The 18,132-nt window shown below is 26.6% G+C and carries 19 protein-coding genes; 13 read left to right on the forward strand and 6 right to left on the reverse strand.

What is annotated here, in order from left to right; translation table 11 throughout:
• Positions 1–90 precede the first annotated feature (90 nt).
• The 10 genes from FRIFI_RS06540 to FRIFI_RS06585 all read left to right on the forward strand — a co-directional run bounded on the left by FRIFI_RS06540 (position 91) and on the right by FRIFI_RS06585 (position 9,081).
• Complete coding sequence (locus FRIFI_RS06540; protein WP_092925901.1) at positions 91–1,026, forward strand: dipeptidase; 936 nt, start codon at positions 91–93, stop codon at positions 1,024–1,026.
• Positions 1,027–1,105: 79 nt separating this feature from the next.
• Positions 1,106–1,381 (forward strand): hypothetical protein, encoded by a 276-nt coding sequence (locus tag FRIFI_RS06545; RefSeq protein WP_166505386.1) that lies wholly within the window; start codon positions 1,106–1,108, stop codon positions 1,379–1,381.
• Between the two features lie 19 nt (positions 1,382–1,400).
• The gene (locus tag FRIFI_RS06550; RefSeq protein WP_092925897.1) at positions 1,401–2,072 is read left to right on the forward strand and encodes a response regulator transcription factor; all 672 of its coding nucleotides are present in this window, start codon (positions 1,401–1,403) and stop codon (positions 2,070–2,072) included.
• A gap of 153 nt (positions 2,073–2,225) precedes the next feature.
• Positions 2,226–2,366: a hypothetical protein gene (locus tag FRIFI_RS06555; RefSeq protein ID WP_166505387.1), complete on the forward strand. Its 141-nt coding sequence runs from the start codon at positions 2,226–2,228 to the stop codon at positions 2,364–2,366.
• A 105-nt stretch (positions 2,367–2,471) separates the two neighbouring features.
• On the forward strand, positions 2,472–4,442 hold the full coding sequence (locus tag FRIFI_RS06560) for a [FeFe] hydrogenase, group A (RefSeq protein ID WP_092925895.1): 1,971 nt from the start codon (positions 2,472–2,474) through the stop codon (positions 4,440–4,442).
• A 63-nt stretch (positions 4,443–4,505) separates the two neighbouring features.
• A complete protein-coding gene (locus FRIFI_RS06565; protein ID WP_330405600.1) occupies positions 4,506–5,378 on the forward strand; it encodes an HD domain-containing protein in 873 nt (290 codons plus the stop codon).
• 158 nt (positions 5,379–5,536) lie between these two features.
• Complete coding sequence (gene proC / locus FRIFI_RS06570) at positions 5,537–6,358, forward strand: pyrroline-5-carboxylate reductase (protein ID WP_166505389.1); 822 nt, start codon at positions 5,537–5,539, stop codon at positions 6,356–6,358.
• Between the two features lie 179 nt (positions 6,359–6,537).
• Entirely contained in the window at positions 6,538–7,782 is a 1,245-nt protein-coding gene (locus tag FRIFI_RS06575; RefSeq protein ID WP_166505390.1) for a peptidase U32 family protein, read from the forward strand.
• A gap of 192 nt (positions 7,783–7,974) precedes the next feature.
• The gene (locus tag FRIFI_RS06580) at positions 7,975–8,640 is read left to right on the forward strand and encodes a glucosaminidase domain-containing protein (RefSeq protein WP_166505391.1); all 666 of its coding nucleotides are present in this window, start codon (positions 7,975–7,977) and stop codon (positions 8,638–8,640) included.
• 81 nt (positions 8,641–8,721) lie between these two features.
• A complete protein-coding gene (locus FRIFI_RS06585) occupies positions 8,722–9,081 on the forward strand; it encodes a hypothetical protein (RefSeq protein ID WP_166505392.1) in 360 nt (119 codons plus the stop codon).
• A 79-nt stretch (positions 9,082–9,160) separates the two neighbouring features.
• Here the strand turns inward: FRIFI_RS06585 and ymfI are convergent, their stop codons facing one another.
• On the reverse strand, positions 9,161–9,901 hold the full coding sequence (gene ymfI, locus FRIFI_RS06590) for an elongation factor P 5-aminopentanone reductase (RefSeq protein ID WP_092925883.1): 741 nt from the start codon (positions 9,899–9,901) through the stop codon (positions 9,161–9,163).
• A gap of 77 nt (positions 9,902–9,978) precedes the next feature.
• A complete protein-coding gene (rluF, locus tag FRIFI_RS06595; RefSeq protein WP_092925881.1) occupies positions 9,979–10,683 on the reverse strand; it encodes a 23S rRNA pseudouridine(2604) synthase RluF in 705 nt (234 codons plus the stop codon).
• Positions 10,684–11,222: 539 nt separating this feature from the next.
• On the opposite strand from rluF, the gene FRIFI_RS06600 reads away from it, so the two are divergent.
• Positions 11,223–12,623: a MotA/TolQ/ExbB proton channel family protein gene (locus FRIFI_RS06600; RefSeq protein WP_166505393.1), complete on the forward strand. Its 1,401-nt coding sequence runs from the start codon at positions 11,223–11,225 to the stop codon at positions 12,621–12,623.
• The gene (locus FRIFI_RS06605; protein WP_092925877.1) at positions 12,613–13,236 is read left to right on the forward strand and encodes an OmpA family protein; all 624 of its coding nucleotides are present in this window, start codon (positions 12,613–12,615) and stop codon (positions 13,234–13,236) included. Before FRIFI_RS06600 ends, FRIFI_RS06605 begins: the two co-directional genes overlap by 11 nt.
• A gap of 34 nt (positions 13,237–13,270) precedes the next feature.
• Here the strand turns inward: FRIFI_RS06605 and FRIFI_RS06610 are convergent, their stop codons facing one another.
• Positions 13,271–13,675, reverse strand: coding sequence for a DUF4829 domain-containing protein (locus FRIFI_RS06610; RefSeq protein WP_166505394.1), 405 nt, complete (start codon positions 13,673–13,675; stop codon positions 13,271–13,273).
• A 214-nt stretch (positions 13,676–13,889) separates the two neighbouring features.
• Between FRIFI_RS06610 and deoD the strand changes: the two genes are divergently transcribed.
• A complete protein-coding gene (gene deoD / locus FRIFI_RS06615) occupies positions 13,890–14,603 on the forward strand; it encodes a purine-nucleoside phosphorylase (protein WP_092925873.1) in 714 nt (237 codons plus the stop codon).
• Positions 14,604–14,670: 67 nt separating this feature from the next.
• Here the strand turns inward: deoD and lexA are convergent, their stop codons facing one another.
• The 3 genes from lexA to FRIFI_RS06630 form a co-directional block, all read right to left on the reverse strand.
• Positions 14,671–15,300 carry a transcriptional repressor LexA gene (gene lexA / locus FRIFI_RS06620; protein ID WP_092925871.1) on the reverse strand — a complete coding sequence of 210 codons (630 nt, stop codon included), beginning with the start codon at positions 15,298–15,300 and terminating at the stop codon, positions 14,671–14,673.
• Positions 15,301–15,401: 101 nt separating this feature from the next.
• Positions 15,402–16,547 (reverse strand): tyrosine-type recombinase/integrase, encoded by a 1,146-nt coding sequence (locus tag FRIFI_RS06625; RefSeq protein ID WP_207733553.1) that lies wholly within the window; start codon positions 16,545–16,547, stop codon positions 15,402–15,404.
• Between the two features lie 623 nt (positions 16,548–17,170).
• A complete protein-coding gene (locus FRIFI_RS06630; RefSeq protein WP_092925865.1) occupies positions 17,171–18,124 on the reverse strand; it encodes an acetyl-CoA carboxylase carboxyltransferase subunit alpha in 954 nt (317 codons plus the stop codon).
• Between the last annotated feature and the right edge of the window lie 8 nt (positions 18,125–18,132).

Below are 18,132 nucleotides of genomic sequence, written 5' to 3' on the forward strand. Positions count from 1 at the left end.
TTAATAAAAATAAAGCTGCTAAATTAGTAGCTTTATTTTTATTTTAAATCTATAATCTAATATATAATTAAGATAAGGGAGATGACTATTATGAAGCTTATAGATTTACATTGTGATACAATAGATAGATTGTTGGAAGAAGATAAAGATTTATATGAAAATAATTTTTCTGTAGACATAAAAAAGTTAAGAAAATCAAATTCTATTTTACAAGTATTTGCATTATATTTTGACCTAAATAAATATAGGTTAGATCCATATAAAAGGTTTGAAGACATGTATGAAAAATTTAATAAAGAGATAATTAAAAATAGGAAGTATATAGGTCTAGTAACAAGTTATCAGGATATAGTATCTAATATTAATAATAATAAAATATCAGCAATTCTTTCAATCGAAGAAGGAGGAGCTATAAATGGAAATATAGATAATTTATATAAAATACATGATAAAGGTGTTAGATTAATAACATTAACTTGGAATTATGAAAATGAAATAGGTTATCCTCATAATAATCACGATTTTAGATACAATTCTTTAAAGCCATTTGGGAAAAAAGTAGTTGAATGCATGAACGAACTTAATATGATAATAGATGTCTCTCATTTAAATGATGGAGGGTTTTATGATGTAGCGAATATATCTAAAAAGCCATTTGTAGCATCACATTCAAATGCTAGAAGTATAACTAATGTAACTAGAAATCTAAGTGATGATATGATAAAAATATTAGCAAATAGTGGTGGTGTTATGGGAATAAATTTCTGTAGTTATTTTACAGGAAAAAGCTCCATAACTAAAATAGATGATATAATATATCATATAAAACATATAGCAAATATTGGTGGAATAGATGTAATTTCTATAGGAAGTGATTTTGATGGAATAGAAAATGCAGTCGAAGTTTATGATATAGGTGAAATGGAAAAACTTTATTACTCACTAAAAAAAGCTGGATTTAAAGAATGTGAAATCGATAAAATGATGTATAAAAATGCATTAAGAGTTATAAAGGATGTTCTCTAGAAAGTTTTAAAAAGAATAGATTAACATAATATAAATCTAAAGAATATCATACATTAAAATGAGTTTTAGGAGGTATATTATGAAATATGCTAGCTATAAAAAAGGAGTTATAATTGATATAACTAGTTTTGAAAACGGTGAGTATATATTTATAACTATAGGCGAAGAGCCAGGTAATATATACACTTATACAAGGCTTGTATATTCTGATAAAACTTTAATACTAGATAACGAGTATAATGAAATATCTGTTAAAGATTTAAATATAGGAGACTTTGTAGTCGCATATCATTCTAACATTATGACCTTAAGTATACCACCACAGACTAATGTATATATAATTGAAGTTAAGTAGTCATATAAGGAGACAAAATATGAAAAAGCTAATGATTATAGAAGATTCAAAGACTATAAGAGAAGAGTTAAAAGCATTACTTAATAGATATGGTTATGAAGTATTTGCATCAGACAAGTTTGAAAATATAATAAAGGATATAGAAAATGAAAAACCACATTTGATATTATTAGATATTAATTTACCTATATATGATGGATTTTATATATGTAGAGAGATAAGAAAAATTTCTAATATACCAATAATAATAGTTACAAGTAGAGACAATGAAGTAGATGAACTTATGAGTATAAATTTAGGTGCAGATGATTTTGTAACTAAACCTTATAATACACAAATACTTTTAGCACGTATAAGTTCTGTATTAAAAAGAGTTTATAATGATTCAGAAAATATGGATATTCTTGAATTCAAGGATTTAAGTTTAAACCTATCAAAGGGAACTGTAAAATCATCTATAGGTTCTTTGGAAATTAGTAAAAATGATATAAAGATATTATCTTACCTTATAAAAAACAAAGAGAAAATAGTAACTAGAGAAGAATTAATGAACTACATGTGGAATTCAGACTTATATGTTGATGATAATACACTATCTGTAAATATAAATAGACTTAGAAAAAAATTAGAAGAAATAGGTCTTAAGGATTATATAGAGACTAGAAGAGGACTTGGGTATATAATGAAATAAAAAAGTGTAACTAATTTAGTTGCACTTTTTTTATTATACTTAAAATATATTATATATGTTTTTTAAAACGACAGATTATCTTGTTTTATGTAACTATATATATTTTTTTGAATATATATATACTAAAAGAAAATTATAAAATGGAGGGGTAAAATGTCTAAAAAAAACAACAAAAATTCTAAGACTAAAAAGATAAATCAGAAAAATTCAAAGAAGAAACCCCAAGAATCTGTAAATATAAATAATGAAATAAAACAGATATTACTAAAAAAATTAATAGAAAAGATAAAATAAAAACCTGATAGCATCAGGTTTTTATTTTATCTTTTTAAAGAATAAGATTAAAACTTACGGGAAAATTAAATAGTAAATTATAAAAATTATATAAGAGGTGCAGACATGGCAAATGAAAGACAAACTATAATACATAGTTCACTTGGTTCTGTATTTAGCGTTTTTAGTGAAGAAGAATTAAAAAAATTAACAAAAGAAGGTAAAAGAAGAATTGCTATCTCTGGAAAAATTAATTCTCCAGGTATAATAGAAGTTCCTAAAGGTGCAACACTTGCTGAAATAATAACTATGGCAGGAGGGCTATTAAATGATAGTGGATTTAAAGCAGCACAACTAGGTATGCCATTTGGAGGATTTATAACTGAAGATAATTTAGATCAAGAATTAGATTTTAAATTATTTGATAAAAACACAAGTCAAACTATAATAATTCTTTCTGACGAAGACTGTATAATACAATATGCTAAATTTTATATAGATTATCTTTTAGGTAAGATGCAAGATGGTAGTTTAGATAACTATTTAGTTGCTAAAAAAGAGATAATAAGAATGTGGAAGCTACTTGATAGAATCAGCAAAGGTAGAGCGAATATGAGAGATATTTTCTTTCTAAGAAGACTTGCAAGTACAGTAAAAGAAAAAGTTAATCAAAAACACAATATAATGGAAGAAATTATAGATAAGTTTTATGATGAGATAAAAGAACATATAGAAGGTCACCGATGTTATACATTTCAGTGTAACCATCTTATAAAGCTATCTATAACTAAAAAATGTATAGGATGTGGAGCTTGCAAAAGAGTTTGTCCGGTTGATTGTATTGAAGGAGAAAGAAAAAGTAGACATTACATAGATTATACAAGATGTACCCACTGTGGACAATGTGTAGCTGCTTGTCCAGTAAATGCTATAACTACAGGAAATAATACTTTTAGATTTTTAAGAGATCTAGCTACACCAAATAAGTTAGTAATAACTCAAATGGCACCTGCTGTTAGAGTTGCAATAGGTGAAGCTTTTGGACTTGAACCTGGTACTAATGTGGAAAATAAAATATCATCGGCGCTTAGACAGATTGGCGTAGATTATGTATTCGATACCACTTGGGCTGCAGATTTAACTATTATGGAGGAAGCTGCTGAACTTCAAGAGAGAATTGAAAAATATTACTCAGGTGATAAAAGTGTAAGACTTCCAATACTTACATCTTGTTGTCCTGCTTGGGTTAAATTTATAGAACAAAATTATGCTGATATGTTAGACGTACCATCATCTGCTAAGTCACCTATGCAGATGTTTGCAACGGTTGCAAAAGATATTTGGGCAAAAGAAAAAGGGCTAGAAAGAGACCAGGTAACATTGGTTTCTATAATGCCTTGTATAGCAAAAAAATACGAAGCTTCAAGGGCAGAGTTTTCACGTGATCTTAATTATGACGTTGATTACGTTATAACAACTAGTGAATTAATGACGTTATTTAAAGATTCAAATATAGATTTAAGTCAAATAGAGGATTCTCCTATTGATTCGGTACTGGGTGACTACACAGGAGGAGGAATAATATTTGGTAGAACAGGAGGAGTTATAGAAGCTGCGACTAGGACTCTTTATGAAAATATGACTGGTAAAAAACTAGAAAAAGTTGAATTTGAATCTCTTAGAGGATGGGATGGTCTAAGGGTAGCAGAAGTTAAAGTTAATGATTTAACATTAAGAATAGGTATTGCCTATGGTTTAAGAGAAGCTGGTAAACTCCTTGATAAAATAAGAAATAAAGAAGAATTTTTCCATGCTATTGAAATAATGGCATGTCCTTATGGATGTGTTGGTGGAGGTGGACAACCTAAAGCTAAAAAAAGACTTGAAACTCTTCAACAAAGAGCTGAAGGTTTAAATTCCATAGATAGATCATTAGACCTTAGAGTATCCAAAGATAATCCTAAGGTAAGAGCAATCTACGACAATCACTTAGATCATCCATTAAGCCATAAGGCACATGAATTGCTTCATACTGAATACTTTGTGAAGGTAAAAAGAGGAAAAGATGAAAACACTGATGCAAGTAAAGAAGAATAGAAACTTACTTAAATAATGATCTTTAAAGAAAGAGTGAATTTTATGGGTAATAAAAAAATCTTTTTGAGAGATATTAAAAATAATGAACAAATAAAAACCTCTCTTATGGTTATGAAATATCTTCATAGGGATGGTAATAAATATGTATTTAATATGAGTGATAAAAGTGGTCATATTAAAGCTAAACTTCCTTACAGAGTACCATTAGGTAAAGTTTTATCTATAGATTGTAAGCAGAATTCTATATTAGATATAGAAGAATTTGATGAAATTAAGGATTATGACCTCAAGGATTATTTACCAACAACTAAAGAGCCTATAGAAAATATACTAAATGAAATAGAAGAAATATCAAAAAAATATATAATATCTACAGAAGGTAAACTATTAAATGATTATTTTTTCAAAGATGAAGAATTTTTAAATAAGTTTAAAGAAGCTATAGGTGGAGTATCCATGCATCATAATTATATAGGAGGTCTTGCTGAACACACTTTAAATGTAATGTACTTGACAAAAGTGTTATGTGAAAGATACTCTTGCAAAAGAAAAGAAATAGCAATATTAAGTGCTAAGCTTCATGATATAGGTAAATTATATGAGCTTGAATACCATGGTCCATTTAAGTATACTCTACAAGGAGAATTAGAAGGACATATAGTAATTGGAGTACAAATGTTAGATAGAGCTTTTAATAATATAGATTATACATTTAGTGAAGAATTTATAAGAAGAATAAAAGGATGTGTAACTCAACATCATGGTAAAATAGAATATGGTTCTCCAAGGCCAGCTAACATGGAAGAATCATTTATAATAAATTATGCAGATTCAGTCGATGCTACTATGAATAAGATAGTTCAAATAAAAGATAATACAAGCGATGATGAATGGTCTGAGTATGATAGAAGGCTAGAAACAAAGCTTTATTTATAAAACATAAATAATTCTAAAATTAAAAACTATATGAAATTTTGTTTAAAATAAAGTCACGAGTAAAACTTGTGACTTTATTTTTTATATAATCTGCATGTAATAATATCAATGATTTGTTATACTTGTTTATATATAAATAAAAACATAAGGAGAATGATATGAATAAAAAAATAGGATTTATAGGTTGTGGTAATATGGCTAAAGCTATGATTAAAGGAATTATAAATTCAAAGCTTATTAGACCTGAAAACATATCTGCGTCAGCTTTAAGTGAAAATACTTTAAATAATGCAAAAGATGAATTTAATATAAATACAACAAAAGATTCAAGAGAAGTTGTATTAAGGTCAGACATAATTGTTATTGCTGTAAAACCTAATATATATGATATAGTACTTGATAATATTAAAGACGTAATAGATAATAAAATAATAGTAACTATTGCAGCTGGAAAAACTATATACTCTATAGAAAATATAATAGGCGATGATAAAAAAATAATAAGAACTATGCCAAATACTCCAGCGCTTGTAAACGAAGGTATGAGTGCACTTTGTAAAAATAAAAATATATCGGATCAAGATTTAAAAGATGTAAAGAGTATTTTTGATTCATTTGGGAAAAGTGAAGTAGTAGATGAAAACTTAATACATGCTGTTATAGGAGCGAGTGGTTCATCTCCTGCATATGTATTTATGTTTATAGAGGCTATGGCAGACTCATGTGTATCTCATGGTATGTCAAGGGATATGGCTTATAAATTTACATCTCAGGCTGTTATGGGAGCGGCTAAGATGGTATTAGAAACAAATATTCATCCAGGTGAATTAAAAGATATGGTGTGCTCTCCAGGAGGAACTACTATAGAAGCTGTAAAATCTTTAGAAGAAGAAGGTTTTAGGAAATCTATAATAAAAGCAATAGATAACTGTATTGATAAGTCAAAAAAAATGAGTAATGCTGACCTTTCTAAAAAATAAATTATAATGTATAATGAATAGTTGTATAAAATATTAATATAAGTTTTATAAATTTATATTTGGGTAAATTATGTAGAATAAAGTAGAACTACAGAGTTTAAATACCCATTATAATTATTTTATAATAAATATAAATTAATTTAATTAAAATAAAGATATAAAAGATTAAGGAGACATATATGAATAAAGTGGAATTACTAGCACCAGCAGGTGACTTAGAAAGATTAAAAATAGCTTTTACTTATGGTGCAGATGCTGTTTATCTTGGTGGAGAAATATTTGGCATGAGATCGGCTGCTAAAAACTTTACTATAGAGCAAATGGCTGAAGGTGTAGAATTTGCACATGAAAGAGGAAAGAAAGTTTTCGTTACAGTAAATATAATACCAAGAAATGAAGAATTAGACCAACTAAAAGCATATTTATTAGAATTAGATAGAATAAATGTAGATGCAGTTATTGTAAGTGATCCTGGTATATTTACTATAGTTAAAGAAACAATACCTAACATGGAAATACACATTAGTACTCAAGCTAGTACAACCAATTCATTAGCATCAAACTTTTGGTATAAAGAAGGTGCTAAAAGAGTAGTTATGGCTAGAGAATTATCATTTAAGGAAATAAAAGAAATAAGAGACAATGCTGCTGAAGATATGGATATAGAAGCTTTTGTTCATGGAGCTATGTGTATGTCATATTCAGGAAAATGTGTAATAAGTAACTATACAACAGGAAGAGATGCAAACAGAGGTGCTTGCGCTCAACCTTGTAGATGGAAATATACTTTAGTTGATGAAGTTAATCCTGGTCAGTATGAAAAAGTTGTAGATGAAATAGATTCTTCATTTTTCTTTAATTCAAAAGATTTATGTATGATAGAATACATACCACAAATAATTGAAAGTGGTATAACAAGCTTAAAAATAGAAGGTAGAATGAAAACGGCGTATTATGTGGCTACTACTGTTAGAGCATATAGAATGGCACTTGATGAATATTATAAAAACCCTACTGATTGGAAATTTAATCCTATGTGGCTAGAAGAACTCAAAAAGGGAAGTCATAGAGATTATAGTACTGGATTTTTCATTGATAGACCAAGCGAAAAAGCACACAACTATGACTCAGCTTCATATATAAGAAATTATGATTTTATAGGAATAGTTAGGGATTATGAAGAAGAAACTGGCCTTTATATAGTAGAGCAAAGAAACAAAATGAATGTGTTAGATAAAATAGAAGTTATAGGTCCATTTAAAGAAACAGTTAATGCAACAATTCTTGAAATGTACAATGAATATGGTGAAGAGATAGAATCTGCTCCACATGCAAGACAAATTGTTAAAATAAAGTTAGATGTTAAAGTAGATAAAGATTATATGTTAAGAAAACCAATTGTAAATATAAGAACAATTAAATAAAATGTAAATAAAAAGTCCTAGTATTAATTTATTAGGACTTTTTATTTACATTTTATTTGAAAAAATATATATTAAAGATTAAAGATGAAGTATATAGCAAAATTTTGTATTAAATTATATAAAGGGAATGCCAATTATAGAGTTGAATATATATTAAAACAATATTTATTGTTCAATAAGGAGAAAAATAGTATGAAATTTATTAAAGAATCTATTGTAATATGTATACTTGTAGTTTCATTTATAATATTTATATCTTCATCAAATGAGAAAGTGAACGAAAATATTAAAATAAAAAGCTATGTTCTATCTAGTACTAAGGAAAATTTAAATAAAGAAAATGTAAGGCTCATAGAAAAAAATAGAGCCTCAAATATTACCTATAAAAGAGAAGATATTACTGTTGAAAGTGGAGTAAAAAAAGAAGAACTTGAGAATGTATTTGAGAATTATAAAGGTGCATCTACTATGATTCATCTTTCAGAGGCATTTGTCGATGCCGAGGAACTTTATGGTGTAAATGCATTTACAATGGCAGCTATAGTAGCTCTTGAAAGTGGATTTGCTACATCAAGAAGAGCTGTTGAAGATAATAATTTAACTGGATTTGAAGTCTATACAGATGAATCGAAGGGAAAATTATTTTCTACTCAATATGAATCAGTCTTATATACAGCTAAGCATCTTGCTAATAACTACCTTACAAAAGGAGCTATTTATTATGAAGGGGTATCTGTAGATGATGTACAGATACATTATTGTCCTGATGAAGGAAAAAATAAGGAGTGGGAAGTAAAAGTAGATAAATTAGCTTCTGGATTCTTAGATGTATATAAAAAACTTTACGCAAATGAATAAAAATATATCTAATCTATTAGCTTATAAGAATATATATTAATCATAATATATTATATATATTTATAGATAGGAGGATAATTTATGCAACATGAAAAGGCTGAGTATATAGAGATAACATCTAGAGAATTAGATATATTAAAGTTTATAAATTTAGAACAATTTGATTTAAAAAAATGTTCTAAGCAATTTAATTTATCTTTAAATGAAATTTCACAACTAATATTAGATATTAGAAAAAAAGTAACAATAGCTATCATAGAAGATATTCCTATAAAAATAACCCAATGTGAGACAAAGGAAAAAGTAAATACTATTTGTAAATTTAGGTGCGCTATTTGCGGAAGTATTTATACTATAGATTATACAAATGAAGAAATAACATGTCCATTATGCTTTTCGAAAGAGATTATGACAAATCAAGATGCTGGTTTTCTAAAATAAATTAATTTAAAGTGTAAAATCTATGTAAAATACTTTAGATTAATTATAATCATAAATAAGTATTTTACATAGAATATATCTAATTTATTACAAATCCACCATTAGAACTTATAACTTGGCCTGTTATAAAATTTGATTTTTCACTAGCTAAAAATAAAGCTAAATTAGCTATATCCAGCGGAGTGCCTAATCTTAACAATGGAGTTTCATTTTTTAAATCCTCAATAACATCTTCATGTATACCATTTAACATATCTGTTTGTATAACTCCAGGTGCTATAGCATTAACTTGAATATTAGAAGGTCCTAATTCTTTTGCTAAAGCTTTTGTCATACCTATTAGTGCAGCTTTCGATGTAGAATATGCTACCTCATATGATGCTCCAACCATTCCCCAGATAGAAGATATATTTATTATTTTACCACTATGTTCATATAACATATATTTTACTGCAGATTTAGTAGTGTAAAAAACACTATTTAAATTTGTATTTATTATATTATTCCAATCTTCATTAGTTGTATCTGTAAACATCTTATAATCAGTTATTCCAGCATTATTTATAAGTACATCAATTCTTTCAAAAGTACCGATACAAAACTTAACCATTGCATCTGCTTCTAAAGGATTTGATATATCTGCCTTATATAAAACTACTGAATATCCTTTTGAGATTAGTTCATCGTAAAGTTCATTGGCTTCTTTTTCTGATTTATTATAATTTATTAAAACATTATATTCATTTTTAGCAAATACTTTTGCCATTTCACGACCAATACCCCTAGAGGCACCTGTTATTAAAACTGTTTTTTTATTCATATTTAGTTTTAACCTTTCTTAAGTCTATTTTAAAAGAAAAAATTTATATGATTGTAAAATCTATATAAACCTACACTTTATAATTTTTGTAATATATTATCCATTTCTTTACTTGTTAGTTTTCTCCATTTTCCAGTGGGTATTCCCTTTAAGGTTAAATCCATTATTCTCACTCTTTTTAATTTTACAACATTATACCCAAACACTTCACACATTCTACGTATTTGTCTGTTTAATCCTTGAGATAATATAATTTTAAATGTACGATCATTTATTTTACTAACATGGCATTTTTTAGTTATAACCCATTTATTATTAACAGGATTAAATATTTTAACGCCAGAACTCATTTTTTCTATAAATTTTTGATTTATATTCTTATCAACTGTAACAACATATTCTTTTTCATGATTATTTTCAGACCTTAATATTTTATTTACGATAGATCCATCATTTGTTAAAAGTATTAATCCCTCTGATGGTTTATCAAGTCTTCCAATAGGAAATATTCTTTCTGGATAGTTTATATAATCAATTATATTACCTTTAACATGACGTTCTGTTGTACATGTTATACCAACAGGTTTATTTAATGCTATATATACATTATTCTTTTTAGGAGTAATTCTTTTTCCATTAACTTTTACAATATCATTAACCTCAACAGGCTGACCTATTTTGGCTATTTTTCCATTTATAGAAACTTTTCCTTGTTGTATTAATTTATCAGCTTCTCTCCTAGAACACATTCCAGTAGAGCTAATGTAATTGTTTAGCCTCATATCGTTCTCCTTTGTTTCTTCATCTTAAATAATACTTTTAAAGTATATTACAGTTGAATATGTTAATCAAGGTACAAATGATGACTTAAATATGTTTAATTAATATAATGATAGTCTTTATATAATACATTTTTAAAATATAGGGGGATTCTTAAAAACGAATTATATAACAATATTTAAATAATAATATATGCATAAATGGCAAAAAAACTCGAGTTTATATTTTTAACTTCCTTATAAACATACGTAAACATACGAATTATATATATTTATATATTTCGATTTGAATTTATTTTTTATAGTAACAAATTACAGAAATTTTTCATAGTATTTAGTAACACTATTAAAAACTCCCTACAATAATCTTAAGACAAGAGTTATCTAGCTTTTTCAAAGATAAAACCAATAATTTAACTTAATGTAGGCTAGTTATGATAGTTAATAAAGTGACTTAGGTTTAAGTCACTTTATTTTTTTGAATTTTATTTTGGGCTAGTACATATATATAATTATATAAATATTAAGGGAGGAGAGAAGTTTTGAATAGTTTATTTATAAATATATTAACAGTTTTCTTTGTTTTAGTAATACTTATTTATAGCATTATAAATGTAATCTTAAATAAAGCTTTATATAATTATATAAATAGTGATTATATAAGTTTAAATGAGCATAACCAAAGAAGTATGAAATATAAATCTATAAAAGAGAAATATGATTTATACTTACTAGAAAATAGTCATGCTCAAGTTAATATAACTACATTTATTGAGGAAGTTTGTTCCAATTTAACATTTAAAAAAAGATATGTACTTGATAATATTAAATCGATAAAGAGCTCATCATCTAACTGTATATTGCTTGGTGTATTAGGAACATTTGTTGGACTTTCGTTAATGCTTTTAAGTATAAATACTAGCGATATAATAAATTCACTTCCTCAGACTATAAGTTCGATGCAAACTGCGTTTATAACTAGTATTTGCGGAATAGTTAGCTCTATTGTATTAAATACTATACTTTCTCGTAATGATTGTGAACAAATATTAACTATGTTTATGCTAAAATGCGAAAATTTACTAACTTCTGATGTAACTCATAATAAATCTAAAGACTTAGATAATAAAATAGAAGATGTAAAAGATACTATAAAGCAAATTAGTAAATCAATAGAATCTATAGAGAAGTTTGATGATATATCAAAAGATTTAAATAGATTTAATAAAGAATTTATAAACAGTATAAAGACGTTAGAGAACTTACTTCTAGGATCTTCAGACTCTATAAAAGTATTTGATCAAGATATTAGAAAATTAGATAAACAATTTAATATATTGAATGTAAGATTTAATAAATTATTTGATAAATATGATGTTCAAGAGGATATAAATAAAGAAATATTATTAGATATAAAGCTTACTTCTAAAAACATAAATGAGTCTGTTGAAAATCAATATAAAATGAGAGAATTTTTAAGAAGCTTATCTGCTAACTTTGCTTTATATGAAAGAACTGCTCAAGATTTATTAGTTAAGCTTGTAGACTATGAAAAAAATATATCTAATATGCAAGGTAACATAAACAAAGAGCAAATAAACCTAGATCAAACAATAAAACATTTAGCATCTGTAATAGCAATTTCAAGTCAAGATATAGATGAAAAATTGAATATGATATTTGATTACATAGAAATTTATAAAGAAGCTGTTGCTATGGATTATATGAAAGAAGATAGATATAAGACTGAAAATCAAGAAGAAATTTATGATATAGAAGAAAGTAACTCTAATTATAGTAAATCTAATGAGTTATTAAGGACTTCAGATGTATTAAGAAAGAAAAGACAAAATAAGTTCATATCTATAGATTCAAAAAAAAGAAATAAATTAAGTAAATCATCTTTAAATAAATTAATTGGAGATGGTAAAGATGATAAATAAATACAGAAGAACTATTAATAAAGAGTTTGAGAAGAGTAGCTTTTGGCCAACTTTTACAGATATGATAGCAACTGTACTAATGGTTATAATGCTCATACTTTTTAGTAGTGAATCTATAACGGGTTCAGTTGAAAAAGATTTAGCAAAAAGTATAAATGATTCAGTTAAAAACACATTAAAAGATAATGGATTAAATGTATTGATTGATGAAAAGAGCGGATTAGTAACCTTTGGAGAAAGTACATTGTTTGATGTAGATAGTTATGAGTTAAAACAAGAAGCCAAAGAAATGCTTAAAATATTTATTCCAAGGTACGTAGAAGCTCTTTATAGTAATTATGAGGGTAATATATCAAAAATAGTAATAAAAGGTCATACAGATGATGTTGGGAGTTATTTATACAATCTAGATTTATCCCAAAAAAGGGCTTATAGTGTAGCTACATTTATAGTAGGTGAGGAAATTGGAGATTATAAATATAAAGATAAGGTATTAAAGGATATCGAAGCTATAGGTAGATCTGAGGCTGAGCTTATAAAAAATACCGACGGTACTATAAATAAAGATGCATCAAGAAGAGTAGAGTTAATGTATGAAATTGATGTTGATTAACAAAAAGGTGGATATAAACCACCTTTTTATAATTTTACATATCAAAAACATCTATTAACCATTTAGAACTATGATTATCTCGGCAAAGGTATATCCAAGACTCATATGTATTATTTATATTTTTAGGAGTAGTATAATCAATTTTGTACTTAACTTTATAGATTCTAATATTGTCGATGCTTTTTTTGCTATATTTTGTGTATGATTTTAGTAAACTATTGTTTGTTTCTCGTTCTAGTGATTTTAATGTAATTTTGTCTATATAATTTAATTTAGAACTTAATAAATTAGTTTCATCTTGATCTGTAATAATTTGATTTATTTTAGATATGTCTTTTTTATTGATTGAGTTAAAATATTCATTTACAACTTCTCTAGAGCTATCATTTTTTTCTATACCTTCAGATTTTATTGTTGCTAAAAAAGAAAATATAAGCATAGGTATTAAAAGTAGTAATGCTAATGTCTGGTTACTCTTAGTTTTATTTTTTATGAAATCACCTCCTAATTAACAATTTTAATTAAGTTAATGCTTAAATTCAGGTATTTATGCCTAGAAAAGGTGCACTTAATTATAGTATACTATCATATAAGCTAAAAATAAATTATAAGTTAAAATTTGTTAATACTTAATGTTTTAAGGAGGTTAAAATATGAATAATACACCAACGGCGCACAATAATGCAAAGCTAGGAGATATAGCAGAAACTATATTACTTCCTGGAGATCCGCTAAGAGCTAAATTTATAGCGGAAAACTTTTTAGAAGATGTAGTAGAATATAACACTGTTAGGGGGATGTTTGGATATACAGGTTATTATAAAGGGAGAAGAATATCTGTACAGGGAAGTGGTATGGGTATACCATCAATAGGGATTTATTCTTATGAATTAATACACTTTTATGGAGTTAAAAACCTTATAAGAATTGGTTCAGCAGGAGCAATAAATGAAAACTTAAATTTACATGATATTGTAATAGGTATGGGTGCTTGTACCGATTCAAACTTTGCATCACAATATAATTTACCAGGTACATATGCTCCAATAGCAAGTTATAAATTACTACAAAAAGCAGTAAATATAGCTAATGATAAGGGGACTACAGTAACTGTTGGAAATATACTTTCAAGTGATGTATTTTATTCTGATACAGGACTAGGTAATTTAGAAAAATGGAAGAAGATGGGGGTTCTATGTGTAGAAATGGAAGCAGCTGGTCTTTATATGAATGCTGCTAGAGCAGGAGTTAATGCACTTACTATACTTACAATATCAGATTGTCCTTTTACAGGAGAAGAGTGTTCATCTCATGATAGACAAGTAGCATTTACAAAAATGATGGAAATCGCATTAGAATTAGCTTAAATTTTAAATCAAAAGTAAAAGATATGGTTATAATACCATATCTTTTACTTATAAATACTTAAATTTATTATAATACTCTAAACACACCTGTAACAATGCCTATAACTTGTACATCTCTGGATGTTAGAACTATTGGTTCCATAAAATCATTTTGAGGTATTAACCTAATAACATCTCCATCTTTTTCAAATGTCTTTACTGTAGCATATTCATTGTGAATAAGGGCTACTACTATTTCAGAATCAACAGCAGTATTTTTTCTATCCACAATAACATAGTCTCCATTTAAAATACCTGCATTAACCATACTATCACCTTTAACTTTTAAAACAAAGTTATTGCTACCTTTAACTAGATTAGCTGGTAATGTTATGTACTCTTCTATATTTTGTTTTGCAAGTATTGGTAACCCTGCTGTGATTTGTCCAACCAGAGGAAGATTTAGCATTTCTGGTGTAGGAAAATCTGATTCGAATCCAGCTTTATCTAAAACTTCTATAGCTCTTGGCTTAGTAGCATCTCTTCTTATATACCCTAATTTCTCAAGCTTATTTAAATGTGCATGTACAGTAGAAGTTGATTTTAACCCTACAGCATCACATGTTTCTCTAACTGATGGTGGATACCCCTTTGAGGCTATTTGATCTTTTATAAATTCTAATATTAATATTTGCTTGCTACTCAAATCTATATACATAAAATCTCTCCTTCCTAGTCAATTATTGCATTATACTTATATTGTAGCACAATGTTTCCCTTTTCTCAAACATTCGTTCCGAAATAAGAAGTATTTACTATTTAGTCTAAAGAAGTTTCTTTTTTATCATCTATCCATTCAAAATTATTTACAATATCTCTTTTAACATGTTTTTTATGTGCAGCATAAAGCTGGGTAGTAGTGACATTGTCATGATCTAATAGATTTTGTACATCATATATAGAAAAACCATTTTGAATTAGAGAAGTAGCGGCAGTAGCACGAAGTTTATGAGGGCTATAACCACTATCTCTAGATGTTTCCATAGAAATAGACGTATATTTTTTAACAAGTTGTCTGATAGCTTTTGGTGTAATTCTTTTATTTTGTAAAGATAAAAATAAAGCATCTTTGTGTTCTTCAGCCAATAATTCACTTTTTGTCCTCTCATTATAAATATAATCCTTAACAACGACTTCACAAGTATGGTTAATTGGCATCAAGACTTCTTTACCTCTTTTTCTATATATTTTAAATTCACCCCTAGAAAAGTTAAAAGAAGAAATATTTAGCTCTCTGAGCTCATTTAATCTAAGTCCATAAGTAACAAATAAAGCTAAAATAGCCTTATCACGAAGCTTAGTTTTCCTCCAATAAACTTTTTCTTTATCAGTTAATCCATAACCATTTTCAACAGAATCAAGCATTTTAGCGACTTCATCTATGTCGAGTCTTTTTATAGCATCTGGTTGAGGCTTAGGAAGTTTAATTGGATTAAAGCCATCAGTTATGTTGCTGTCTAATTGTTCATTTCTAAACATAAACTTAAATAGAGTAGAGAGAGATGATTTTTTTCTAGCAAGGGCTCTATTATTATTTTCATAAATTAAAGTTGTATCTTGGGATGTATGTTTATAGTATCTAGTACAATAATCACCTAAAAATAAGTTTACATCTCTTGCTTTTATTAAATTAAATTCTTCTAAGGTAATATCACATATTTCTTTAGCTATTGTTAGTTCTTGAGATTCAACTAAGTAATTGCAGAAAAATTTTATATCTTTTAAATATGCATGTCTAGTAGAGACAGATACAGATCCTTTTAAATAAACAAAGTAATCTTTCATAAAATTAGGCAATGATTTTTCTATTATTATACATTCTTCTATAAGATTGTTATCACGTATGACGATGTTATCTGGTTTATCTGATTTATTATGTATTTTTAATATTTTTGTATCTTTCAAAATTTACCTCCAACTATAAAATGAAAAGTTATTATAACTATAAAATATAATAACACTAGGTTTTTCGTATTTCAACTATTCCTAAAATTTAAGTATTACTTACAAATTACATTGTAAAGAGATTAAGTATAAGCATTTGAAGCTTAAAATAAAGTATATTAAATATACTTATATATTAGATGAAAAATCTTTAATATTAATGTATAAATATATCTTTAAGAAAGATAACTATAAAATGCAATATGAAAAACTATTTATAAACAAAATATATAGAAACAAAAAAAGAGTATTAGCAAATAAATATAAATTAATTAAATCTATATAAGCATAGGTACAAATTGCTAAATTTAATAAATTTATATGCATAATATTATTAATTATAATAACTATTCCCTAAATATACATTTAAAGACTAGTTAAATCTTAAAGATTTATAAATATACCACTACTTCCAATTATCAATATTAAATTTATTTTAATTTTTATTATTAATATTAATTTAATAAATCTGCATGCATAATAGATAAATTTGTTAAATGAATTTATATTAGTGTATTTTTTATAATACAAAATAAAATATACCTATATAATTAAATTTATCATATAGGTATATTTTTTTAAATCTACAAGCATTTTCCGATTTTTCTATATTTATCATATCTTTTAGAAACTATTTCAGCTTCAGTAAGTTTTTCATAGTAATCAAGTCTATCTAATATAAATTCTTTTATTTTGTTAGCTACTAAATCCACATCTTCTTGAGCACCGTTTAATGGCTCTTTTATAACTTTATCAATTATACCAAGCGCATATAAGTCTTTACTAGTAAGTTTCATTACTTCACTAGCTTCTTTAGCTTTAGAGGAATCTTTAAATAATATGCTCGACAGTCCTTCAGGAGAAATTACCGAGTAAACTGAGTGTTCCAACATACATACATCATTTCCAATACCAATTCCGAGTGCTCCTCCACTTCCCCCTTCCCCGATTATAAAGGATATGATAGGTACTTTAAGTTTACTCATTTCAAGTAAGTTTTTTGCAATAGCTTCACTTTGACCACGTTCTTCAGCTTCTATACCACAAAATGCCCCCGGTGTATCTATAAATGTAATTATAGGTCTTTTAAATTTTTCAGCTTGTTTCATAAGCCTAAGGGCTTTTCTATATCCTTCTGGATGAGGCATCCCAAAGTTTCTTTTAATATTTTCATGAACATCATTTCCTTTTTGATGACCTATAATGGTAACCTTAAAATTATTTATATTGCCTATTCCTCCGATTATAGATGAATCATCTTTAAACAGCCTATCTCCATGAAGTTCTATAAAATTAGAGAAAATTCTATCAACGTAATCTTTTGTTGTAGGTCTTTTTATATCTCTACTTAAACAAACTTTTTCATAAGGTGATAAATTAACATTAGCTTCATCTTTTAATTTACTTAGTTTTTCTTCCAATTCTCTTATTTGATTACTTAAATCTATTTGATTAGATTTGGATATTTCAGTTAAATTATTTATATCTGCCTTTAATTTCTGTATTTTTTTATTTATCTCAATAGTATTTATATCCATTCTATTCC

Source organism: Romboutsia hominis (assembly GCF_900002575.1).
Lineage (GTDB): Bacteria > Bacillota > Clostridia > Peptostreptococcales > Peptostreptococcaceae > Romboutsia_C > Romboutsia_C hominis.